Origin of the sequence: Mucilaginibacter ginsenosidivorax, from assembly GCF_007971525.1 — a bacterium.
Taxonomy (GTDB): domain Bacteria; phylum Bacteroidota; class Bacteroidia; order Sphingobacteriales; family Sphingobacteriaceae; genus Mucilaginibacter; species Mucilaginibacter ginsenosidivorax.
The window spans coordinates 1,000,770-1,025,019 of sequence record NZ_CP042437.1 but is presented as its reverse complement, the minus strand read 5'-3'; the positions used below and the strand labels follow the sequence as shown (position 1 = coordinate 1,025,019).

Annotated in this window: 15 protein-coding genes; 8 read left to right on the top strand and 7 right to left on the bottom strand. The window is 45.1% G+C overall.

Features of this window, described 5'->3' with window-relative positions; all coding sequences use genetic code 11:
* Position 1 precedes the first annotated feature (1 nt).
* Positions 2 to 2,566: a glycoside hydrolase family 95 protein gene (locus FSB76_RS04165; RefSeq protein WP_147052331.1), complete on the top strand. Its 2,565-nt coding sequence runs from the start codon at positions 2 to 4 to the stop codon at positions 2,564 to 2,566.
* 1 nt (position 2,567) lies between these two features.
* A complete protein-coding gene (locus tag FSB76_RS04160) occupies positions 2,568 to 4,721 on the top strand; it encodes a glycoside hydrolase family 31 protein (RefSeq protein ID WP_147052330.1) in 2,154 nt (717 codons plus the stop codon).
* Between the two features lie 210 nt (positions 4,722 to 4,931).
* Here the strand turns inward: FSB76_RS04160 and FSB76_RS04155 are convergent, their stop codons facing one another.
* The gene (locus FSB76_RS04155) at positions 4,932 to 6,566 is read right to left on the bottom strand and encodes an ABC-F family ATP-binding cassette domain-containing protein (RefSeq protein ID WP_147052329.1); all 1,635 of its coding nucleotides are present in this window, start codon (positions 6,564 to 6,566) and stop codon (positions 4,932 to 4,934) included.
* Between the two features lie 355 nt (positions 6,567 to 6,921).
* Between FSB76_RS04155 and FSB76_RS04150 the strand changes: the two genes are divergently transcribed.
* From FSB76_RS04150 to FSB76_RS04140, 3 genes are all read left to right on the top strand, one after another.
* Positions 6,922 to 8,565, top strand: a complete 1,644-nt coding sequence (locus FSB76_RS04150; protein WP_225976416.1) for a glycoside hydrolase family 43 protein — start codon at positions 6,922 to 6,924, stop codon at positions 8,563 to 8,565.
* Between the two features lie 44 nt (positions 8,566 to 8,609).
* Positions 8,610 to 10,226, top strand: coding sequence for an alpha/beta hydrolase family protein (locus FSB76_RS04145; protein ID WP_147052328.1), 1,617 nt, complete (start codon positions 8,610 to 8,612; stop codon positions 10,224 to 10,226).
* A 96-nt stretch (positions 10,227 to 10,322) separates the two neighbouring features.
* On the top strand, positions 10,323 to 12,353 hold the full coding sequence (locus FSB76_RS04140; RefSeq protein ID WP_147052327.1) for an alginate lyase family protein: 2,031 nt from the start codon (positions 10,323 to 10,325) through the stop codon (positions 12,351 to 12,353).
* Positions 12,354 to 12,469: 116 nt separating this feature from the next.
* Here the strand turns inward: FSB76_RS04140 and FSB76_RS04135 are convergent, their stop codons facing one another.
* Entirely contained in the window at positions 12,470 to 12,862 is a 393-nt protein-coding gene (locus tag FSB76_RS04135) for a DUF1801 domain-containing protein (protein ID WP_147052326.1), read from the bottom strand.
* A gap of 36 nt (positions 12,863 to 12,898) precedes the next feature.
* Here FSB76_RS04135 and FSB76_RS04130 point away from each other — a divergent pair, with 36 nt between their 5' ends.
* On the top strand, positions 12,899 to 13,300 hold the full coding sequence (locus tag FSB76_RS04130) for a hypothetical protein (RefSeq protein ID WP_147052325.1): 402 nt from the start codon (positions 12,899 to 12,901) through the stop codon (positions 13,298 to 13,300).
* A 104-nt stretch (positions 13,301 to 13,404) separates the two neighbouring features.
* Here the strand turns inward: FSB76_RS04130 and FSB76_RS04125 are convergent, their stop codons facing one another.
* Positions 13,405 to 14,148, bottom strand: coding sequence for an SDR family oxidoreductase (locus FSB76_RS04125; protein WP_147052324.1), 744 nt, complete (start codon positions 14,146 to 14,148; stop codon positions 13,405 to 13,407).
* A 60-nt stretch (positions 14,149 to 14,208) separates the two neighbouring features.
* Between FSB76_RS04125 and FSB76_RS04120 the strand changes: the two genes are divergently transcribed.
* Positions 14,209 to 14,580, top strand: coding sequence for a winged helix-turn-helix transcriptional regulator (locus FSB76_RS04120; protein WP_147052323.1), 372 nt, complete (start codon positions 14,209 to 14,211; stop codon positions 14,578 to 14,580).
* Here FSB76_RS04120 and FSB76_RS04115 read toward each other — a convergent pair.
* From FSB76_RS04115 to FSB76_RS04105, 3 genes are all read right to left on the bottom strand, one after another.
* The gene (locus FSB76_RS04115) at positions 14,564 to 16,150 is read right to left on the bottom strand and encodes an ABC-F family ATP-binding cassette domain-containing protein (protein ID WP_147052322.1); all 1,587 of its coding nucleotides are present in this window, start codon (positions 16,148 to 16,150) and stop codon (positions 14,564 to 14,566) included. The two genes, FSB76_RS04120 and FSB76_RS04115, sit on opposite strands and share 17 nt — an antisense overlap.
* Positions 16,151 to 16,689: 539 nt before the next feature.
* A complete protein-coding gene (locus FSB76_RS04110) occupies positions 16,690 to 18,021 on the bottom strand; it encodes a HupE/UreJ family protein (RefSeq protein WP_147052321.1) in 1,332 nt (443 codons plus the stop codon).
* A 17-nt stretch (positions 18,022 to 18,038) separates the two neighbouring features.
* A complete protein-coding gene (locus FSB76_RS04105; protein ID WP_147052320.1) occupies positions 18,039 to 19,469 on the bottom strand; it encodes a DUF3500 domain-containing protein in 1,431 nt (476 codons plus the stop codon).
* Positions 19,470 to 19,996: 527 nt separating this feature from the next.
* Here FSB76_RS04105 and FSB76_RS04100 point away from each other — a divergent pair.
* Positions 19,997 to 21,490 (top strand): glycosyl hydrolase family 28 protein, encoded by a 1,494-nt coding sequence (locus FSB76_RS04100; RefSeq protein ID WP_147052319.1) that lies wholly within the window; start codon positions 19,997 to 19,999, stop codon positions 21,488 to 21,490.
* A 6-nt stretch (positions 21,491 to 21,496) separates the two neighbouring features.
* Here the strand turns inward: FSB76_RS04100 and FSB76_RS04095 are convergent, their stop codons facing one another.
* Positions 21,497 to 24,208, bottom strand: a complete 2,712-nt coding sequence (locus FSB76_RS04095) for a bifunctional YncE family protein/alkaline phosphatase family protein (RefSeq protein WP_147052318.1) — start codon at positions 24,206 to 24,208, stop codon at positions 21,497 to 21,499.
* Between the last annotated feature and the right edge of the window lie 42 nt (positions 24,209 to 24,250).

The following is a 24,250-nucleotide window of genomic DNA, read 5'->3' as shown; positions in this document are numbered from 1 at the left end:
TATGCATCAGCTTAAAAAATATTTGATTTTTGCAGGTTTAATAAGTGCCAAACTTGCAGCGGCGCAGGTACAGCGTAATGATGAAGATTTGAAGCTGTGGTATATTAAACCGGCCGTTGCCTGGGAAGAGGCCTTGCCCCTGGGTAATGCCACCACCGGCGCTATGGTATTTGGCGGTGTTAACCACGAGCATTACCAGCTTAATGACCATAACTTATGGTCGGGCTACCCCGAAGCCGGGAACAATCCACAGGCAATAGCGCATTTGCCCGAAGTACGCAAGGCCGTGTTTGATAACGATTTTGAAAAGGCAGCAGAGATCTGGAAAAAGTATTTACAAGGGCCATACACGGCCAGGTATCTGCCCTTAGGCGATCTGCTGCTTAACTTTAAGCTGAAAGACAGTATACATTACTACCGCGACCTGAACTTAAACAACGCGGTTTCGACAGTGAGGTTTGAGGCCGGCGGCGTGCATTATCAACGGGAGACATTTATAAGCTACCCGGATAAAGTAATGATGGTACGTATTACCGCGGATAAAAAAGGCGCTATTAATTTCACAGCTAATTTGCAAAGCAAGCTTCGCTTTAGCATCGAAAAAGATGGTAGCAATAAGCTGATTTTAAAGGGGAAAGCCCCAAGTTATGTGGCCAACCGGGAATCCGAACCACGGCAGGTAATTTACGATGAGCCCAAAGGCGAGGGCATGAGTTTCCAGATCAACCTCAAAATAAAAAATGATGGCGGGCGGGTGACAGCCGATAACAACGCATTACAGGTTACAGGCGCCAACCAGGTTATACTTTATTTAACCGAGGCAACCAGCTTTAACGGGTTTAATAAGTCGCCGGGGTTGCAGGGTAAAGATCCGGCCATTGAAGCTAACGCCAGCCTGTTTGCCGCATCGCAAAAAACGTATGAGCAACTCAGGCAAAGGCACATTGCCGATTATCAGCGCCTGTTTAAACGTGTCGATTTTAATTTGGGTGCAGATGCCGGGATGGTAAAACAACCTACGGATGAACGGCTCAGGAGTTTCAGTGTAGCCAATCCCGATAAGCAATTACAAACCCTGTATTACCAGTTTGGCCGGTATTTGCTTATTGCAAGTTCAAGGCCGGGCAGCGCGCCCGCCAACCTGCAGGGTATCTGGAACGACCAGGTGATACCACCCTGGGGCAGTAATTATACCACCAATATCAATACCGAAATGAATTACTGGCTGGCCGAAAATACCAATCTTTCGGAGTGCCACCAACCCTTATTTGATTTTCTGAAAGAGCTTGCCCTGAACGGCGCAATTACAGCCAAAGTAAATTATAACATTAATGAAGGCTGGGTACAACACCATAACACCGATATCTGGGCTAAAACATCAACCGTTGGTAATTTTGACCACGACCCCAGGAGCGCGGTACGCTGGACAGCCTGGCCAATGGGCGGTGCCTGGATGAGCCTTCATTTATATGATCATTACCTTTTTACCAGCAATAAGCTTTTTTTGAGCAAAACCGCATACCCTATTATTAAAGGCGCTGCACAGTTTATGCTGCACTGGCTGGTAACCGATCCTAAAACAGGTTACCTGGTAACAAATCCTTCTACCTCGCCCGAAAATACTATTAAAATCAGTGGTAAGGAATACCAGGTAAGTATGGCTTCTACAATGGATATGTCTATCATCCGCGAGTTGTTCCAGGATTGTATAAGCAGCGCGGAGATATTGGGTACCGATAAAGTGTTTGCAGCCCGGGTAAAAGCTGCTTATGATAAACTTTATCCATTTCATATAGGTAAACATGGCCAGGTACAGGAGTGGTTCCAGGATTGGGATGACACCACGGATACACATCGGCACATATCAAATTTGTTTAGTTTATTTCCGGGCAGGCAGATCTCTGTGTTTAATACGCCCCAGCTGGCAGCTGCGGCAAAACAATCAATGATCTATAGGGGTGACGTAAGCACAGGCTGGTCAATGGCCTGGAAAGTGAACTGGTGGTCGCGGATGCACGATGGCAACCATGCCTATAAAATATTAGGAGCCGCATTTAACTATATGGACCCCTTACAAAAAAAGGGACAAATGAGCGGCGGCGGTACCTACCCCAATTTGTTTGATGCCCACCCGCCCTTCCAGATTGACGGAAATTTTGGGGGAACGGCCGGTATGACCGAAATGTTATTGCAAAGCCAGGATGGCGAAATAGAATTGTTGCCCGCCCTGCCCGATGCCTGGGCCGATGGCAGCATCAAAGGCATCAAAGCCCGCGGAAATTTTGAGGTAGCCATCGACTGGAAAAAAGGAAAACTGAGCAAAGCGCTGATCAAATCGAACATTGGAGGCAATTGCCGCTTACGAACCCCGATACCTGTAAAAGTGGTTGAGGTAAGCAGTAAAGCGGCTACCGGTATTAACAAAAATATTTTAGATACGCCACCGGTAATACCGGCTTATCAGAAAGCTGCTGATGCCAAATTACCGGAGCTATCCTTTAACAAAGGTTATATAATTGATTTTGCTACAGAAAAAGGTAAAACCTATACCATTATACCTAACTAACATGATAAAAAATTTGAAACGCTTTTTGCTGATTTGTTTGTTTTGGAGTTTCACCGCAGGTCTTCACGCGCAATCTATAGCCTGGACGGAAGTAGAACCCGGTATATGGAAAGGCATTATAGGCAAGCCCGAAGAATATGACTTATTGAAAGTGGCGGGGGGGCAACCCTATCATGCCGGTTTAGCGCAAATGCCAAAGGCTGCCTTCCCCTTGCCACAGCAGGAAATCACTGGTAATGTACAGGGTGGTAAAACTTACCTGCGCTTTCCGTTAGAAAAAAAAGAACAGTTGTTTGGTTTCGGCTTAAATTTCCAGACTGTATTTCAGCGCGGCAAAGTGCTTACGCTGCATGTTGACAATTATGCCGGCAAGGATAACGGGCGCACCCATGCACCTACACCTTTTTATGTATCATCAAATGGTTATGGTGTGTTTATCAACTCGGCCAGGTACATCAGTGTATACGCAGGTACAGCAGTAAGGCGCGACAGTAAAGTACCACCCGAAGTAAAAGACAGGAACCTTGATAAAACATGGAGCTCGCATCCATATTCAGATGGTGTGGAAATGCTGGTGCCCGCGTCTGGGGTTGAGATTTATGTATTTGCTGGTCCAACTACTTTAGATGCGGTACGGCGTTATAATTTGCTAAACGGCGGTGGTTGTTTACCACCACGCTGGGGCCTGGGCTTTACACAGCGTATGCAGCGCTTAACCGATGCGCAGGGCGTTGCGGCTGAAGCAAAGGCATTTGAGGAAAAAGGCTACCCGCTTGATTTTATCGGGCTTGAACCAGGCTGGCAAAGTAAATCATACCCCTGTACTTTTGGGTGGGACACAAGCCGGTTTCCTGATCCTAAAGGTTTTGTACAGGACATGCTGAAAAAGAACATCAGGCTTAATTTATGGACTAATCCTTATGTATCTCCCGGGGCGCCGGTTTATAAAAGTATTTTGCCTTACAGTGGCTCGCATACCGTTTGGAACGGCATAGTACCCGACATAAGTATGCCCGAAGCTCGTAAGATATTTTTTGGCGAACTGGAAAAAGGTAAAATAGATATTGGCATCAGCGGTTATAAAATGGATGAGGTTGATGGCGGGGATAATTATTTATGGCCCGATGTGGCAACTTTTCCATCGGGGCACGATGCCGAACAAATGCGCCAAACCTTTGGCCTAATGATGCAACGCTATACCGCCGAAATTTACCATGAACGCAATCAGCGTACATTTGGCCTGGTGCGTGCTTCAAATGGTGGTGGTTCATCGTTCCCTTATGTTATCTATAACGACTATTACGATCACAGGGATTTTATAACTGCATTGGTAAACAGTGGTTTTGCAGGTGTGTTATGGACGCCCGAGGTACGCTCGTCAAAAACCGGCGAGGAATGGTTACGCCGGTTTCAGTCGAATGTTTTTTCGCCTATGGCTATGATCAATGCCTGGGCCAGCGGTACAAAGCCATGGTCGTTTCCGGAGGTTGCCGAACAGGTAAAAACAATGGCCAACATGCGCATGCAGATGATGCCTTACTGGTATAGTGAGTTTGCCAAATATCATTTTGAAGGCATCCCGCCTTTCAGGGCCATGTACCTGGAAGATGGCTTTGTTGGAGGGGATGCCAAAAATGAAAACAAAAAAGTAAACCTGGAGGAAAATCCTTATGAAGAGGCCATAACCAAAGAGGTTAAAGACCAGTATATGGCCGGCGAATATTTGCTGGTAGCCCCAATATTTGCCGGGCAAACCAGCAGAAAGGTGATATTGCCAAAGGGTAAATGGTACGATTTTTATACCGGGAAGTACGCGGGCGACGGTGAGGTCATCAACGTTACACCGGGCCTGGATAAAATACCGGTTTATGTAAAGGACGGTGGCATTATACCCATGATGCCGGTAATGCTGCACGCACCCAAAGCAGGGCAGAAGGTTGACCTGGAGGTGAGGTATTATGGCAGCAAACCAAGTACTTATTCGTTATATGATGACGACGGAGAAACCTATGATTATGAAAGAGGTAATTACACCTTCCGGACGATCATGGTGAGTAAAGTAAACGGGAAATTAAAAGGTACAATCACCCCTGCATTAAAGGGGAAACCAGATAATATAGCTAGTGTAAGCTACAAAGCAATGACGGAATTATAGTTTTAACACAAAAAACCATTTTTAATATTTGGATGCGCCGAAATTGTATCATCATTTTAGTGTTAACCATGATAAAATATAAAGTGTTGATTGTTAAATATTTATAAATATTTAATCTGAAATGTGTTAAGTTATGTTAACCCAATTTAATGCGTTTGCCCTGCTTTTAGAACATCGTATGCAAAATTTTAATCTTCCCGGCTTTTCATTTTAGCTTTGCTCTATCTGCTTTAAGCTATCCATTTTTTTGTAGGCTAAAAATCCCTTGATGTCCTCGAAATGCTCACGGACGCGTTTATTCCCAAACTCAAATACCTTTTTCACCAGCCCGTCCAGGAAATCCCGGTCATGGGATACCAAAATCAGGGTTCCATCAAAATCCCTCAGGGCGTCTTTGATAATATCCTTGGTTTTCATATCCAAATGGTTAGTTGGCTCATCCAGGATCAATACGTTTACCGGTTCTAAAAGTAACTTGATCATGGCCAGGCGCGTTTTCTCGCCACCCGAAAGTACTTTTACTTTTTTGGTGGTATCATCACCGCTGAACATAAATGCACCCAACAAATCTTTGATCTTTATTGTGCCATCACTTAAGGGAATCTGGTCGATGGTTTCAAATACCGTTAAGCTCTCGTCTAACAACGACGCCTGGTTTTGGGCGAAGTACCCTATCTTAGCGTTGTGACCTACTTTTAAAGTTCCTTCAAAATCAATCTCGCCCATGATGGCTTTGATCATAGTCGACTTGCCTTCACCATTTTTCCCTACAAAAGCTACTTTTTCACCCCGCTCAATCACCATTGCTGCTTTTTGGAACACTACATGATCTCCATAGGTTTTTGTCAGCTCTTCAACCATCACCGGATACTGACCGGAACGGGGCGATGGCGGAAACTTCAATCGTAAGGCCGACGTATCTACCTCGTCAATCTCGATGATCTCCAGCTTTTCGAGCATTTTTACGCGTGATTGTACCTGCAATGTTTTGGAGTAGGTACCTCTGAACCGGTCTATAAATTCCTGGTTATCGGCAATAAAGCGCTGTTGTTCCTCGTAGGCTTTTAATTGGTGCACCCGGCGGTCGGCGCGTAACTGCAGGTAATGGCTGTATTTGGCCTTATAATCGTATATTCTACCCATCGTCACCTCGATGGTACGGTTGGAAACATTATCTACAAAAGCACGGTCGTGCGATATCACCATGACTGCTTTTGCCGAATTGATCAGGAAATCCTCCAGCCATTGTATACTGTCAATATCCATATGGTTTGTAGGCTCATCAAGCAAGATCAGGTCCGGTTTCTTTAACAGGATTTTAGCCAGTTCGATACGCATGCGCCAACCGCCCGAGAACTCGGCAGTTTGGCGGGTAAAATCTTTGCGCTCAAAGCCTAAGCCTTTCAACACCTTTTCAACCTCGGCATCATAGTTAACCTCTTCCTGCGAATAAAATTTCTCGCTCAGCTCCGATACCCGTTCAATCAGTTTCATGTAATCATCGCTATCGTAATCGGTACGGATAGTAAGCTGCTCATTCAACTCATCGAGCTCTTTTTGCATCTGATTGGCCTCTTCAAAAGCTTTCATCGTTTCTTCAAAAACGGTAACATTATCGTGAGTGAGCAAATGCTGGGGCAAATATGCTATTACCGCGTCTTTCGGACCGGTTACATTGCCGGTAGTAGGTTTGGCCGCGCCGGCAATGATCTTGAGGATGGTAGACTTGCCCGCGCCGTTTTTACCCATCAGGGCAATCTTATCGTTCTCGTTTATGGAGAAGGTTACGTCACTGAATAAGGTGGTTCCGCCAAATGAAACGGAGATGTTGTTGACATTAATCACAGTATGCAAATATTGAATTGTGCGAAGATAAAGGAAAGACACAGAATTATGGCAGGAATAGCACAACATACCGCTAATGGCTTAATACCTGCGTAATAGCCAATATCGGGCGGTTGAAATAAGTTACATCAGATATTAAATTGCCCTGCAATACATCTCTCATAGTAAATAAAGCGAAGGGGAAATCAAAAAAAGCTCCCGGGTGTTGTTTATACCATAGAGGGCTTAAGATTTTTCATCTTTTTGAACAAAGATTGCTGAATTCTTGCCAACCTCGCTTCTTATCCCCCTTGTTTGACCGGTTGCTCCCCCATGTGAACCCTTCATTTACACTAATTTCGAACTATATTTGGCTATGAACAATAAGATGGTGGTTTTTTTTGTTGCGCTATTAGGCGTCATAACGATTACGTTTAATGCAATAGCGCAAATAAATCCCCTTTCAAAAACATGGGTATCAGATCAGGGAAACGGTACCTATAAAAATCCTGTTCTTTATGCAGATTATTCAGATCCTGATGCCATACGTGTTAAAGACGATTATTACCTGGTTTCATCGAGTTTTAATTGTATGCCCGGTTTGCCCATTTTGCATTCCAAAGACCTGGTTAACTGGACGCTGATTAATTATGCGCTGACAAGGCAAATCCCGGAAGCTGTTTATGATAAGCCACAGCATGGCAAGGGCGTTTGGGCTCCCGCCATCCGTTTTCACAAGGGCGAATTTTATATATACTACCCCGATCCTGATTATGGTATTTATATGGTGAAAGCCAAAAATCCGGCTGGTGAGTGGAGTAAACCCCTATTGGTACTGCCTGGCAAGGGAATTATTGACCCTTGTCCTTTTTGGGATGATGATGGTAAAGGCTATCTGGCAGTTGCCTGGGCGGGCAGTCGTGCCGGGGTTAATAGTTTGCTGACCGTCTTTCGGTTAAATGCGGCAGGCACTGGCGTTACCGATGATGGTAAACATGTTTATGATGGACACGGTGATAACCATACCATAGAGGGCCCTAAATTTTATAAGCGCAACGGTTATTATTACATACTGGCGCCAGCGGGTGGTGTGGCTACCGGCTGGCAGCTTGCCTTGCGCTCAAAGCATTTATACGGCCCGTATGAAAGCAAAGTAGTGATGGATCAGGGCGGAACGGTTGTAAATGGTCCACACCAGGGTGCGCTGGTAGAGACACAAACCGGTGAGCCCTGGTTTATTCACTTTCAGGATAAAGGACCTTATGGCAGAGTTTTGCATCTGGAGCCTGTTAAATGGGTAAATAATTGGCCGGCGATTGGAAAAGATGATGATGGCGATGGAAAAGGAGAACCGGTATCTGTTTTCAAAAAGCCCGATGTGGGTAAACGCTATCCGATGGCAACTCCTGCTGAAAGTGACGAGTTTAATGCTGATAAGCCCGGTTTACAATGGCAATGGCACGCCAACCCCAAAATTCAATGGAGCGCGCTGATTCCCGGCTCGGGTTATTTACGGTTGTTTGCTTATCCAACAGATCAGGATGCCTCAAACCTTTGGCCTGTTCCCAATCTGCTGCTGCAAAAGTTCCCGGCCGCTGATTTTACGGCAACCACCAAAGTAGACTATCAAGTGGAATGGGGAATATGGCAAGGTAAGAAGACAGGCTTGCTTATTATGGGGAATGACTATTCGTACCTGTGTGTTTCTAAAGATGAAAAAGGGTTTAAAGTAAACCAGATCATCTGTAGGGGATCATTAAATGGCAATTTGGAGGAGGTTTTGGCTGAGGATAGGATCAATCAATCCGCAGTTTACTTCCGGGTGCATGTGAGTTCGCCCGATGCCCGGTGTAGTTTTAGTTATAGCGAAGATGGGATAAATTTTAAGGATATTGGACAGCCGTTTTCTGCGCAGTCCGATAAATGGATAGGAGCCAAGGTGGGGTTATTTTGTATCAGCAAGCCTGATGTACGCATGGGAGGTTATGCCGATTTTGACTGGTTTAGGATAACTCCATAAATCAAATCCTGGTTAAAAAATAATAGAAATTAATTGTAAGCTCCATGATCCGTAATATCACCCTGTTGTTGCTGGCTGTTTTTGTTTTGGTTAGCAATTGTAAAGCGCAGTATAGGCCTGAAGATCACGTTTACCAGTATAGTGTAAAGGTTGGTACCCGGAATGCTTATTTATGGATACCACCAAATTGTAAACAGCTTAACGGTGTAATTGTATCCCTTGCTAATTTGCTGGAACGTAACTGGCTGGAGGATCCGTTCATCCGGCGCACGGCTGCTGAGATAGGTTTGGGTATCATTTGGATTGGGCCTGCACAAAGGGGGGATCAATCTTTAACTGCTGATATGAAACCCGGAATGGAAAATATTTTTCAGCAAATGATGGATGACCTGGCCCTGCAATCGGGTTATCTGGAATTAAAAACGGCCCCGGTTATACCCATGGGACACTCGGCTAACGGGCATTTTGCCTGGACCTTTGCGAATGCTTTGCCTGAACGTACCATTGCATGCATCCCCGTAAAAACCATACCGCTTCCGGATTCCCTGAAATTTAGCGGTATCCCGCTTTGTTACGTAGTGGGAGAAACTACCGAATGGCCGCAATACCGTGTGCCCGACCCCGCTACGAAGCCAGGAGATCGTGACTTTTACTGGCCTGTGGTAAAGCAAACCGCTTTAGCCTTGCGCAGCCAGGATTCAGATAATTTGGTTGGCGTAGTAACTGATCCGGGTGGCGGGCATTTTGACTGGTCGGCACGCCTGGCAAAGTTTATCGCGTTGTATATCCGTAAAGCATGTCAGTACCGTTTGCCGCAACCCGGACAGTCGGCTTTAAACCCTATTGAAAGATCATCGGGATGGTTAACAGGTACCGGCGGTATGGAAAAGGATGAGTTTTTACCTGCCCCTTATAAATCATTTAAGGGAAATAGCGCCAATGCATATTGGTTTTTTGATCAGGAAACAGCAGTGGCAGCTATGAGATTTGAAGGCGACCGTGTAAAGCGCAAAAGGCAAATGATTACTTTTATACAAGATGATCAGCTATTGCCGGTTGCTAAATTGGGTTTTGCGGCCTTGGGATTTGAACCAGGACAGGATGGTGTTTCATTCCAGCTAAAAGGAGGTTTTTTATCAGAAATGCCGCCGGAACTTATTGGCGGTGGCCAAAAATTGGGGCATGCGGCAGGCGCCATTAGTTTTAGGGTAATCACTGGTCCGGCAATACAAACAGGCGCCTCTTCATTCAGATTACAATTTGACCGGTCGGGCATGGGAGGTGATCTTTGGATACAGGAAGAAAATGCAGGCGATGCCGAATATCGGCATGCGGTACAACCTGGTAAGATGGCTATCCCAGCTAAATTAACAACTGGTAAACCCCAGAAAATAACATTTCAAAAGATACAAGATGTTAAATATGGCACCAAAGAACTTGCTTTACATGCCACGTCAGATTCGGCATTACCTGTGGATTATTATATTATTTCGGGGCCGGCATATGTGAAAAATAGTGTCATTAAATTTACACCTATCCCTGTCAAAAGTAAATACCCCGTAAAGATTAAAGTTGTAGCTTATCAATGGGGGAGGGTAACAGCACCTTTATATCAATCTGCAGAACCGGTTGAACAAACTTTTTATGTAACCAGGCGATGAATCTTATTGGTATATCGCGAAGCACAAGGCAGAAAGTTTTTAGCTATTAAAGCCATAAAATGAGCATCTTATAAATTACAATACCATAAATAAATCATGAATTATATAAAAGGAATATGTTTACTTCTGTGCTGCTTTTTATTATTGTTGCTGGCTGATTTTGCAAAAGCACAGTCGTTTACACATCCCGGATTATTGCAAAACACGCAGGATATAGAGCGGATGAAAACAGCCATAAGAGAAAAACAGGAACCTATATACAGCGGGTTCCTGGTTCTTCAGGCGCATCCGCAATCACAAAATACCTATCGTATGCAGGGGCCTATGGAAATAGTAGGCCGGAACCCCACCATTGGGCAGGCTGTTTATGATGCGGATGCTAATGCTGCTTATCAAAATGCATTGATGTGGGCGCTTACAGGTCAACAGGCTTATGCTGATAAAGCTATTGAAATTGTTAATTCCTGGTCATCAACATTAAAATCAATAACCGGGCGCGATGCTGTATTAATGGCCGGGCTTGGGCCATTTAAAATGGTGAATGCTGCCGAAATTCTGCGCTATACCCATTCGGGTTGGTCTGCAGCGGATATCGAAAAAACAGAGCATCATTTTCATGAAGTGATATACCCGGTTATCAAAGATTTTGCTCCGTTTGCCAACGGTAATTGGGATGCGGCTGCCATGAAAACCATGATGGCGATAGGCGTTTTTTGCAACGACCGCCCCATATTTGAACGGGCTTTACATTATTATATTGATGGCGCAGGCGACGGAAGTTTGGTTAATTATATTATTAATGATGCGGGCCAATGCCAGGAAAGCGGCAGGGATCAAAGTCATACCCAGTTGGGCATAGCCCATTTGGGTGATTGTGCCGAGATGGCCTGGCAGCAGGGATTAAATTTATATGCTTATGCAGATAACCGTTTATTAAAAGGTTTTGAATATACCGCCAGGTATAACCTGGGGCTGGATGTTCCTTATACACCCGCAATGGACAGAACAGGTAAATATTTGCATCAGCAGCTATCATCAGAAGGCAGGGGGAGACTGCGGGCGGTGTATGAACAAATTTATAATCATTACGTAAACCGGATGGGTTTAGCAGCCCCCTATACCAGGCAGGCTGCCGAAAAGATGAGGCCGGAACAACAGGGGCTACCGGGCGCCGACCATGTGGGATTTGGAACGCTGCTTTATTCCAGGACGGCATCGGTAAAAGGGAAATATGATGTAAATACCATTCCGGAAGCACCGTCGGGTCTGTTAGCTAAAACGTCATTAAACAGCAATACTGTAACCTGGATAGCCGCTGTAGGAGCGGATTACTATACCGTTAAAAGAGCAGGAAATAGAAATGGACCTTATTTGGTCATTGCAGACCATCTCACTCATGCGTTATACCAGGATAATAAAGTGGTAAAAGGGAAAACTTATTATTATGTAGTGTCGGCGGTTAATAAATGGGGCAGGGGCGAAGCTGCTTATCCGGTTAGCATCACAACGGATTTCCGGGCAAATTGGGAACAGGCAGATGTTGGAGATAGCGTAGGACTAGGACAAAAAAGTACGGCCGTTTTTGATGGACAGCAATTTACCATAACAGCGGGCGGAATGGGTATCGACAGCTCACGTAATCAGTTTAAGTTTATTTACACTACCTTAAACGACGATGGGGCCATCACATGCCGGTACGTTCCGCAGGTCAGTTCGCAGTTTACCAGTTTTGGCCTGGTTATCCGCGAAGGATTAACGGTTAATGTGCCGCAGATAGCTTTAATGGTAAAACCTGAACCATCGGGTCAGGCGGAGGCGCCACGCTGGTACACCTGTTTGCTTTCCCGGGAGTTAGCGGGAAAACAAACAAAAACTGTTACATCAAACCAGTTGCTTGCTGAGCCGGTAGTTACTTTCAGCCGCCTCACGGGGTATTATTGGCTCCGTTTACAACGAAAAGGGGAGGTTGTTTCTGGCTTCTCTTCAGTTGATGGAAAAAACTGGACAAAAATTGGTTCAGTAACTGGCCAAACAAAAAAAATGTTATTAGCAGGCCTGGCTGTTTCTTCCGGCTCAATGGCAACGCCTACTACCATCAGCTTTGATCGGGTAACTTTGGAGAGATAATCCCACTTTTATTGACCATGGCCCTGTTTACTATCATTTATAGGTGCGGCACATAGACATATGCAACCGCGCCGAACAAGCCCTCAAATTTGGGACGAGTATAGTTCATTGGCTGGCTATTTTCTTTTTCGTTTTTCCAGCATGTCTGCGATACTTATACCCGAACATGCAGCGATCAGTGTGGCGAGGGCCGTGGCGGGCATTTCAGATTCATCTTTAAAATTGATGCAACCCTTCTGGAATTTCGCATCCGGCAACAAATTTTCAAATTGCCCGTGCAGTGTGGGGTTCATGTACATGGGCAGGCAGTGCAACGACATATAAGCCTTTGCACTCGCCAGTCCGTATTTCATAAAGCCACGCTCCTCGTATAAAATCATTTCTTTGCCCATCATTAGTTTGATTACAGGGGTGATTGTTGGGTCGTTAGCTATGATTGCTTCATGCAAAGTGATCAAAAAGGCCTGCCTTTCTGCGGGCGCATCGCTGATAAATTCCGTAATGCTCATATACTAAAGATAAGCAAAACCAATTGATTATATTTAATGGACAAAATACTGCCAATGAAAAAAGCGATGCCTTTTGACTTCCTGTTGGATTACCTGCCTGCCGGCGTAATTGTTAAGCCGGCGGTGGGTATGTTTTATCTCTATTTCGACGGAAAGATCATACTAATCTTCCGGGAGACCGAAAAAAATCCGCAGCATAACGGCATTTGGATATGTACAAAACGGGATGATCACGCCAGTTTGAAGGCGGAAATTCCGGCGATCACGAATTTTTCTTTTGATGAGGGCGAGTCATTTGATACAGCCTGGTTGCTGCTCAGTAACAGCCACGATGATTTTGAGAGTGCCGCCATACAGCTTTGTGAATTGGTATTGCATAAAGATAAAAGGATAGGCAAAGTGACGCCTAAAAGCGTGGCTTTATTTAAAAGCTTTTAAGCACGGTTTTTGTTGCGCCCCGATGTTCTGGCTATGTTTGTTGGTTATAAAGTTAAACTGGCGGATGCTTTAAATTCAGCCTGCCGCCAGTTATTATTGTTACCTCATGCCAGGCTCATGCCGCCATCCATCACAACTTCGGCCCCGGTTATGAATTTTGCTGCGTCGCCCGAGAAATAGGCCACCATTTTGGCCACATCCCCGGGCTGGCCCATTTTCTTTAAAGGGATGCGTTCAATCATCCAGTTGTCCAGGTTTTTTCGCGCTGTTTCATCCATGCCAATTTTATTAAGTATCTCTGTTTGAGTGGGGCCCGGACTAACTGAGTTTACGCGGATGCCGCGGGGAGCCAGTTCAAGGGCGGCGATGCGCATGACCGAATTCAGCGCAGCTTTACCCGAAGAATAAATAGATGAATGTACCCCATTCATGCTGGCCGTATTGGATGAAAGGAACACAACCGATGCACCATCGTTCAGCAACGGTATAAATTTGCTGAGCGTAAAATACGCACCTTTGAAATTGATGTCGATAATGCTGTCAAAAAGTGTTTCGGTAGCCTGTTCGATGGGCGCGGTACCTGCAATGCCGGCATTGATGAACAGGATATCTATTTTGCCGAATTGTGTTTCGATCTTTTTTACGAGGTCTTCAGTCTGTATTATACTTGATTGATCGGCGATAAAACCCGTTACGCCGAGTTCGTTTACAGCCCGATCTAAGGCTTCCGGCCTTCGTCCTGTTATGATTACTGTGGCACCCTGCGCTTTCATTTCTTTAGCGGTGGCATAGCCTATACCGCTGTTGCCGCCGGTTATAACGGCTATTTTATTTTTTAAAGTTTCCATGATACAAATTTATGGCGAAAATGGTATAACTTTGTTACCAGTATCACAGAGTATACCAGTATGGGAGTAGCAGAGAAAGCGGCAGAAGTTTTATCCACACCGCGTAACCAACAAGAGGAAGTAAGGGCCTTACAGGACACAATTTATGTTATTGGCGGCAAATGGAAGCTGCCGATCATTAACTCACTTTGCAACGGCAATAAGCGTTTTCGCGATATTGAGCGGAGCATACCGGGTATTACAACGCGCATGTTATCCCGCGAACTTAAAGAAATGGAGGCTAACCAGTTGCTTAAACGCACGGTAACACCAGACACCCCCGTGCTGGTGGAATATACCGTGACGGAATATTGCCGGAGTTTCGGCGATATTATCCTCGAGATGATTAAGTGGGGTAAACAACACCGCGAGAAGATCAGGTCAGCCGAATGATACTGTTGATGCCTGTTTGTTCGGCAAACCAGGCATCGTGCGTGATAAGGATTAGCGTTCCACCAAAATCTCTTACCGTTCTGATCAACATTTCCATGCTTTGCAGGTCAAGGTTATTGGTGGGTTCATCCAGGATGAGTATATCGGGAGCAACGTGGCGGAGTGACAGGCAGCAAAGGGCCAGTTTCAGTTTCTCGCCCCCGCTTAAAGTTGCACATCTCAGGTTCCAGGTTTCGGCGGGAAACTGGGCATAAACCAACAGCGACCGCAGTTCGTGCTCAGGTAACAAGCGGCTATTGCATTGTTGCGCCTGTTCAAAAATACCTAACTTTTCATCAATCAGGGTATACTCCTGGTCAAGATATGCGTAGCTAAAAGCGGCGCAACTAATATAACCCGTGGTGGGTTGTAATTGGCCCATGAGTATGCTGAGCAGCGTGGTTTTCCCGGAACCATTGGCCCCGGTAACCTGCACGCGGTAGCCCGAACGGACCTGGAACGTTAAGGGCTGCCATAAGGAGATTTCGCCGTACCCGAAACTGATTTCCCGGGCATCAATCAATACTTTGCCGGCGTGCAGGCCAGAGCTTTTGAGCATGATAACAGGAGGCTGATACGTTTGAAGGCTGGCTCTTTGTTCGCTGAGCTTTGCAGCAATCTGGCTTATTTTTTCATCCTGAACACCGCTTATCCTGGCACTGCTTTGTTGTGCCTGGGCTTTGCGCCGACCGGCCAGGATCCGGGGCAACGAGCCGCTATTACCCTGTGCTTTGCCGCGGGCTTCCTGCTGCTGGCGTTGTTCTGTTAGTTCCCGGACTTTTGCTTTGGCCTGTTTAAGAATTTTAGTTTGTTCATGAACGCGGGCCTGCAGGGCATCGATGTCCTGCTGTTTTTGGCTTTCATAAAAATCATAGTTACCACCAAACCGCTCCAGGCCAACAGCGCTTAATTCTATAGTCAGGGGCAATAAATTTAGCAAGGTGCGGTCGTGGCTTACCGCAAGGATAGTGGCCTTACTGGTTTCAATTAACCGGTAAAGTTGCTCCCTGCTTTGTGTATCAAGATGATTACTGGGCTCATCCAATAAAATAATGCCCGGCTGATGCAATGTGATGCCTGCCAACATCACTTTGGCCTTTTCCCCGCCGCTAAGCATGCTCATGGTTTGCTGCGGCTCAAGGTATTGCAGTTGCCAGTGTGCCAGGCTCGCCTTTATTTTTTCTTCAATTTCCCAATCGTCATGCAATTCAACAAAATGATTAGGGTGGACATCGCCGTTCAGGATGGCCCTGAAGGCCGTGAGCTTTTTACCAACCTGTAAAGCTTCGGCAATGGTTTGGTTGGTATTACCCACTTGCTGCGGAACATACCAAAAGGGTTCGGAAAGCGTAACCGTTCCGCCGGTGGCTTGTAATCGTCCGGCAAGCAACTGTAATAGCGTTGATTTTCCGGTGCCGTTAAAACCTACAAGTGCGGCTTTTTCGCCTTTAGCTATGGCAAGGTTTATATTTTCAAAAAGGGTTTCCCTATCGGGATGAATATACGCGAGTGAACGGATGAGGATACTCATAATAACAAAGTAAAAGCATTGAAAAGTCGGTGACCAAAAACTACCGCGGGCTGCGGATTGTATGATGGCACATGACCATCGGTTTTACTTTGTTATTTTCATTGGAGTAATATTCGTGAACGGATGTGCAAATATAGAGTTTTCTGAAAATATGGCAAAATAGTTCATCCAACGCCCCGGGCATCTAAATAGTTAACGGCGATAAGCAGTTATTTAATAATAGCTAACGGAATAAGCTTAAAGCGTCGATACCTTTGTTTTTATTGGCTGATCGTAGTTAAATGATCCAGGTACCAAAGGGACTTGAATTGGCCGGCAACGGGCACAAATATTTGGATCGTTCTACATTGCGCGATCAATTTAATGTTAACCATGATAAAATATAAAATATTGATTATTAGGTATTTGTAAATATTTTATCTGAAATGTGTTAAGTTATGTTAACCCGGGTTTAAAAGCGATTGCTGACCCAACCGTGTAACCTGGAACACAGTCGGCTCCGCTTCAAATAATGTCGCCAACCGGCGGTACCTGTTTCATTATGAACGGGCAACACGCCTGTTTAACACGAAGCTTGCCAATGCCAAAATTGCCAGCAATAGTATGGCCCACACGGCCTGTTGCGCAGCCTTATTTACAAAAGCCGAAACAAAATTAGGCGTTTGTGTGGCACGTTCCAGCATCCATGCCATGGCAATTATACCCGAGATAACGGCGCCGCCAACCCGCACGTACTTATAAATTGACGTTTGGCTTAGTAAAATTAACCACGGAATGGTAATTAAAACAACAAAAAGCTGCATCGCCTCTATACCCAAATTAAAGCCTAAAATACTTAGGGCCATGGTGCCAGCGCCCAGGTTAAGGTTAGCTAATATAGACGCGAACGCCAAGCCATGTATTAAGCCAAAACCTGCTGCTACAAACATCTCTTTCCCCGGAAAAATGGGCTTTATAGCATGAACCGCGGAAACTAAAATGGAAAACGCAATCGCTATTTCTACGGGTTGCGCAGGCAGTTTTAACCAGCCTAATGCGCCAATGAGCAACGTAACAGAGTGGCCAATTGTAAACGAGGTGACAATTTTCAAAAGCCTCATGATACTGTATTTTGCGCCACCAAACTTGCCCCATTGCTTGTTTTTTGCCAATAGTGCTGCAGGTAACAGTAAAACTATCAAAAACAGCAAATGATCGGTGCCTTCTTTAATATGCTGCATACCTAAGGCAAACATGCTTTTGAAACCCTTAAACCAGCTTCCCTGCTGCAAATTTATTTCCAGTGGGTATATCACATTATCTTTGGTATTCCAGCTGATAACCATGGCATCGGCCGAAGTGGGATTCAAATTTCCTGTCTCCCAATCACTGCGGATGGAAAGAAGAGCTGCATGGTTAATAACCTGGTGCATGATCACATCATAATCGAGCATAAACTTCCGCGTACTTTCGCCGGGCTGCGGGATGATAACAACGTTGGCTACTACCTCCCAATAATTAATGCCATTTTCGATATATGTGCCTTTATCCATCCTCAGGGCTTGTATTTCAACGTGCCATGGGGCAGTTTTTTTCAGGTAGGCATGGATGTGCCCTTTAAGATATTCTTTTAACTGCGGCCCAAATTTTTCGATAAGTGTTTCGGGGTTTTTAGATATGTTGTTGCCAAAAGCAAGTTCAAGTTCTGATAACGGCATCTGGAGTTCCAGGGCAACCCTGTTCGGGCCCGCATCTAAAAAAACAAGTGTGTTTGGCGTTTGATGCGCGTGTAAAATGGTTGGCCTTAATGCTGTAACAGCAAAAACGGATACAAAAATAAACAGCCGCCAACTGTTTTTATGGCGACTGTTTATCGAAAAGATGTTTTGCATAATTTCTATGATTCTTGTTATAAACCTATGTAATCGCGGCTATGATCTCGCATAACGCTGTGGTAGTGAATGCCCGAAAGTACCACGCCCGTTTGGCAGATGAACTCTATCCAAACGCTCGGCCCGTCTATCCTTACATAATCGGTATTGGTTGTTAAAAATGAACTGGCAGTACCTGCAACGGCAGATGTATTACTTGAATAGCAAACATAGGTGCTTGCAAGCTCATTTTGATAAATGGTGGTAAATGCGGCGGCCGAAGTGGCATCCAGATCGTTTATCCACGGCATCATGGCTGCCAGTACCTTAGCTTGTGCGGCACTGCTTAGCGTACTAACTTTAATACCCTGTTTGGTAGTTGGGAACGTATTGGTGGTAGAGCCCGGTATCATCAAACAATCTGAAAAAGTACTGGTTATTTTTGCCGAAGCCAATTCGGTACTTGTGAAAGAGCCAAGCATATCCTGCATAGCGCTATGTTCAGATTCCATCGGGCCGCTGTAAGTAGTTCCGCTTAAAGTAAATGAGCCTTTGGGTTCAACTCCCTGGTGCAAAGGTGTAATACTGGTAACAACACCGGCATCATAAGTAATATTTTGCGCGTAGTGGTGTCCGCCAATTTGCAGCATCCATTTTCCAGTTGTAGTTGGGGTGCCTAAAAACGCAATAACATAGTTACCTGAAGAATAGCCGGAAGCAGTTTGGCCCAGGTAATCATCAGCGGCCATAATTTGTGTAAACTCGTCATAACCTTCGCCGGTTGTTGTTCCGAAAGCAGCCTGTGCAACAGCTTTTGCAGCGGCCAATTGAGTGCTGGTTAAGCTGCTGAATGCTAATCCGTTCCTGCATGAAAGCCCGCAAGGCAGGTTCGACCATCTTTTTGCATTGCTAAGGTTGAGTGTAAGTACAACAGACGATTGCTGCGAGGTACTAAGCGTTGCCAGGAAAGCGTTGGCCAGGCATACTACTTTTGATGCAATGGTGTTTGAGGTAGAGCAACCTGTTGTAGATGTGCTGGCGGCATCTACCGTGACTGTGAAACTGCAGGTTTGCCCGCCAAAGGTAATTGAAAAAGAGGCAGTGCCTGTTGATGTGGGCGTACCGGCAATGGCATAAGTAATATTACCTGCCCCACTGGCCAGGGTACCCGCAGCCAAAGTTGCCGTTAGGCCGGTAACCCCGGTTGAAGATATTGCGCTACCGGCGGTATAAGCAACCCCATTGCCCCCTGTATACGGTATGGTGGCGCTGCCGCTAAATACGGTGTTAACGGTTGCTGTTGATGATACCACCGCCGAACCACAGGTTAAAGCAGAAACCGAAGCCGTTGTGGTTGTTGTGGTAGTAGTAGTTGTTGTTCCATCAGTTGAGCTGCTTTTTTTACAAGCTACCAGGATGCAGACCGTCAGTAGCAAGCCTGACCCTACAGAAAGTATTAACTTTTTCATGATTTAATTATTTAATAATTTGTTATCGTTTACTTATCCGAAAGTATTGTCAATATTTTTCGGACGATAGATGTTATCGATAAACGGGGCTATTGTGGTGATGAAAGGGTGGTAACCGGCGATATTTTATATGAAATATGAAGAATACGTTTGTTAAATCTGGAAAAATAAAGCCCGATAATTGGAGCTGCAACCATAGTTTGTTTAATTAAAAAGTAAGCATTAAGTTATAACTGTTACTTATGCTCTTTGGGTGCCTGGTGTTTAAATAGGACCAGATAGGCCATTTTTGCTTGTTTTTAACGGTGATACACTAAAAATACCCCCTCTGTTTGGCCTGACAACCGCCTTTCTCTTCTTTTTTTTCGGGCGATTTTTATAAAATCTTCAATCAGTAACCATTACCAACCCATTTGCTTTTCTGGATACATTACAGGAGGCGGCCGGAAGTTAGATGTGGATAGATTTGACGCGAAGATTTGTGCCGACGGGAAGTATGCGCCGGGAGTTTTAACTATTTATATTTAATGAAAAAAAGAATTATCACCCTGTTTTTATTGTTGTTGTGTATTGGTAACCTTGCAAAAGCTCAGCTTATAACCTGTAACGCTCCTGACGGGGCAGCCTTAACCACCGATTTTACTGTAAGAGTAAGGCAAAATGGAAAGGGATGGAAAACCGTGCCTACCTATATGGCTAAGGTTACTAATAAGGTAAATACAAATAGCGAATATCAGCTTAGTTCTTTCGCCTATTTTGATTTTTCTGGTGTAGTTGAAGTTGCCGTTACTTACAACAGAGGCATCGTTAAACAAGCCCGGGTGAGGCCGTTGAGTTTTGGCATATCGCCGAAAATACAATCAAATAAAGTCAGTTTTTTTTTGGACAAACCAAGGAACCTTTCCATCGAGATAAACGGAGACATATTTCATAACCTCCAGTTGTTTGCAAATCCACTTGAAACTTTTCGTCCATCGTGGGCCGATACCAGTGTAACCTATTTTGGCCCGGGCATACACCAGGTAGGGGTTTTAAAGGCGCGGTCAAATCAAACTATTTATATAGCGGCAGGTGCCATAGTACAGGGGCAAATACTTATTGATAAAGTAGAGAATGTACGTGTACTCGGCCGTGGAATTTTGACCCAATTGCCCGTTTCACCAAAAGCGGATATTAAGAACACCAGCCCAGCTATTATACCCGGTTCCCGTAATGATCAGCTGACCATCACTTTTTCAAAAAACGTTGAAGTAAATGGAATCATCGTTTTACCACATAAGTACAGCGTGCTTATCGGCCAGTCGGCAGGGGTGAAGATCAGTAACTTTAAGTCGTTTAGCTTTGAAGGAAACGCCGATGGTATTGATGTTTTTTGTAGCTCGGATGTTGCCATCAGCGATATTTTCATGCGGAATTCTGACGATTGCATCGCCATTTACGGCCACAGGTGGAATTATTATGGCAACTCCAAAAACATAACTGTTGCCAACGCAACGCTTTGGGCAGATGTTGCCCACCCGATATTAATTGGTACCCACGGAGACACCAACAACCCGGATACGCTTGAAAATATGACTTTTAAAAATATAGATATACTGGAACAGCACGAGCATCAGATTGATTACCAGGGATGTATTGCGCTAAATGCGGGCGACAGCAACCTGTTGAACCAAATTAGCTTTGAAAATATCCGGGTGGAAGATTTCAGGGAGGGGCAGCTTGTTAATATCAGGGTAATGTTTAATCACTATTACAATACTTCGCCGGGTAGGGGAATACAAAATATTTATTTTAAAGATATTTATTTCAAAGGTAGCCATGCCAATATCTCGGTAATTGCCGGGTACGATAATGACCGCCGCATAAAAAATGTTGTATTTGAAAATTTAAAGATTAACGGTATTGGCATTGCCGATGATATGCCCGGAAAGCCGTCCTATTATAAAACGGCAGATATGGCCAATATCCTCATTGGCGAACATACCGATGGTATACGGTTTATTTCGTCAAAAAATAAGTAGCCCTGTTTAATCATCATCATCCTTGTCGGCTTTGCCGGTTAATTTAACAGGGTAAGTTTTTTTACCTTTTGCGGCGTACCATAAAATACGGTTCAGCATGTCGTCGTTACCGCCGTCAATATGGTCAAACTCCGGTTTTGAGGATGCTTTGGCAAAATACAAAGCTTGTCCCTTAAGTACGGCAAGTTTTGGGTTGATATCATTAAGCGGGATGCGGTTTGGCACGGTGCTGTAAGTGTAGGCAGTTGGCCTGTCGCTAAAGCAGCTGAACATGGGCAGGGCGGTTGCGTCAATAATATTCATTGGCGGTATGCCCAATATTTGCTCTATCGACCTTACAACGCAAGTTTGGTTATAATTTGTTGATACGGTTTTTTGCAGCTGGCTGTACGGACTTACCACAAAACCTGTTGTACGGTAAGCAGATACATGATCCCACCCGGCTTGCGAGTCATCCTCGGTAACAAATATTACGGTGTTTTTCCAGAAACGGCTTTTGGATACGGCTTCAATGATGCGGCCGAGGGCAAGGTCGTTATCGGCCACCATAGCTTCCGGTTTAGGAAGGCCTGGCCGGGTACCTTGCGTATGATCTGTTGATAGGGCCATTACCATCAGCTCAGGCAGTTCGTCGCCGGGTTGGTTTTCATAACCTTTTAACTCGCTGATAAAAGCAGAGGCCCGTATCTGGTCGGTTATTTTCAACTCGTCCGATCCGGGGTAGTTTTGCGATAGCATGGGCCTCACTCTTGATATGGTGCTGGTGTTATAAAACTTAAGCGGGATGCCGGCTTTATAGTTATTGTATATATCCGTCCAGCTTAATTTTTCGTCATAATGGGGTGCCGATGCCTCGCCGTAAATCCTTACTTTTTTACCGTGATCGGCGGCGTTGTTCCATATAAAACCTTTCTTGTCGTACACCAGGGCGTCTTCCTGCACATGCGGGTAACTGCGGAACCAGGCGCGAACGTTTTTCTCCACGTAGTCGGTAACCATAGCGGCATCGGTCCACTGATGCCCTTCCGCCGAGCATTTGCCCGATGCGTAGTAGTTATCAAGCAGTACAAAATCTTTAGCCAGCTTATGCTGATTGGGGGTGATGCTATCGCCGTAAATACATAAAGAGGGCATGCCTTTGCCTTGTGGAAGATCGCCTAACACCTGGTCGTAAGTGCGGTTTTCTTTGATGATATATAGTACGTGCTTAAATACCGATGGTTCGCCAATACGGTCGGGCATGGGTTTTGGAGCAATGTTTTTGCGTGGTACCAGCTGCGCAATATCCTGCCTGAAGGTTAGGTTAAGCGTTTTTACCCGATTGGCATATATTTTTAATAACTCATCATCAGGCAATGGAATGATAGATACCGTAGCTTTTTCGTGGTGCGAGTTATAAGCGGTAACATCATCAGGTACCTGCGAGCCAGCTTTAAACTCTTTGGTACTTACCCTTGATCCTTCGCCTTCCAGGTTGGTTACAAAAAGTGTTTTATCAACAATCAGCAAGCCGCCGGGATAGGCCTCGGTAGGGATAAAGCCTTTAACAAATGTTTTGCCCTTGCCGTTGGCTGATGAAGTTGAACCAAGCTCAACTACCGCAACCGCGTTATCAAGCCCGTTAGCAACGTACAAAGTGTTACCATCGTTACTAAGCGCAAGTGCGTTTGGCGAATCGCCGATATAGCCATTTTTATCCTGCATCAACCTTACAGGGATGGTTTCAATCACCTTAAAAGTTGCGGTGTTTATTACAGATACGTTATCGCTGTTGGCATTGGCAACATATAAAAAGCGGTTGCTTTTATCGGCTATAATAACATTGGGGTGCAGGCCAACAGAAATTTCTTTCAATACATTGCCACTTGCAATATCAATTACCTGTATGCTGCCTGTACTCGTAGCGCCCGTTTTGGGGTCGATGTAGGTTTTTCCGTAGGGTACACCCGCGGTTTCCCGGCCGGTAGTATCGGTAGGTTCGGCGCCGCCCCAGTTGGTAATGAACAGGTGTTGCCCAACAAGCGCAAGGCCATACGGCGCTACCCCGGTTGGTTTGGTGTAAACGGTTTGTTGGGTAGATAAATTGATTTTGGCAACCTGGTTATTTCCATTTAAGGCTACATATAAATAATCGGTACCAGCCTCATTATTAATTACCAGTTCGTTGGGTAATGCCAGTGGTGATGGCGCAACGGGTTTAAATTCAAATGCGTTTTTGATGCTGATATCCTGCCCGTTCCATGCGCCCTGCATTACAAACGATTTATGCGAATCGCCATTGGCAGCGCTCCAGAAAATCTGCGTTTCCGAACCATTTTTATGAACCTTTAAGCCCGAGTAAGTGCTCATCAGGGCGTTGTATCGTTTATCTTTGTTATAAGTCCATTGTGCTATAACCTTTCCGCCAACCGAATCAATGAGGGTAATGCCGTACCGGTCTTCAACTGCTAAAACCGAGGTTCCCGGAATCAGTTTGATATCAAGGCTATGGTTTTCAAAATTGGGGTCGCCAAAACGCACCACTTTGCCGGCAGGGTCAATCAGCCGGTTATAAGGCATCATTACTGGTAATATCTTATTGTTTAAGGTGCTATCGTCATAGGTACTGTGCATATCGGTTTGCTCCTGGCTGCCCCCAGTGCTATCGGTAATAACCGAATGACAGGCGGAAACCACCCCGATAATTAAAACACAAAAAGATAATGTAGATATTTTCATAGTAAAAGATGTTCTGATGATGGAGGCCTTTTTGGCGCTGAA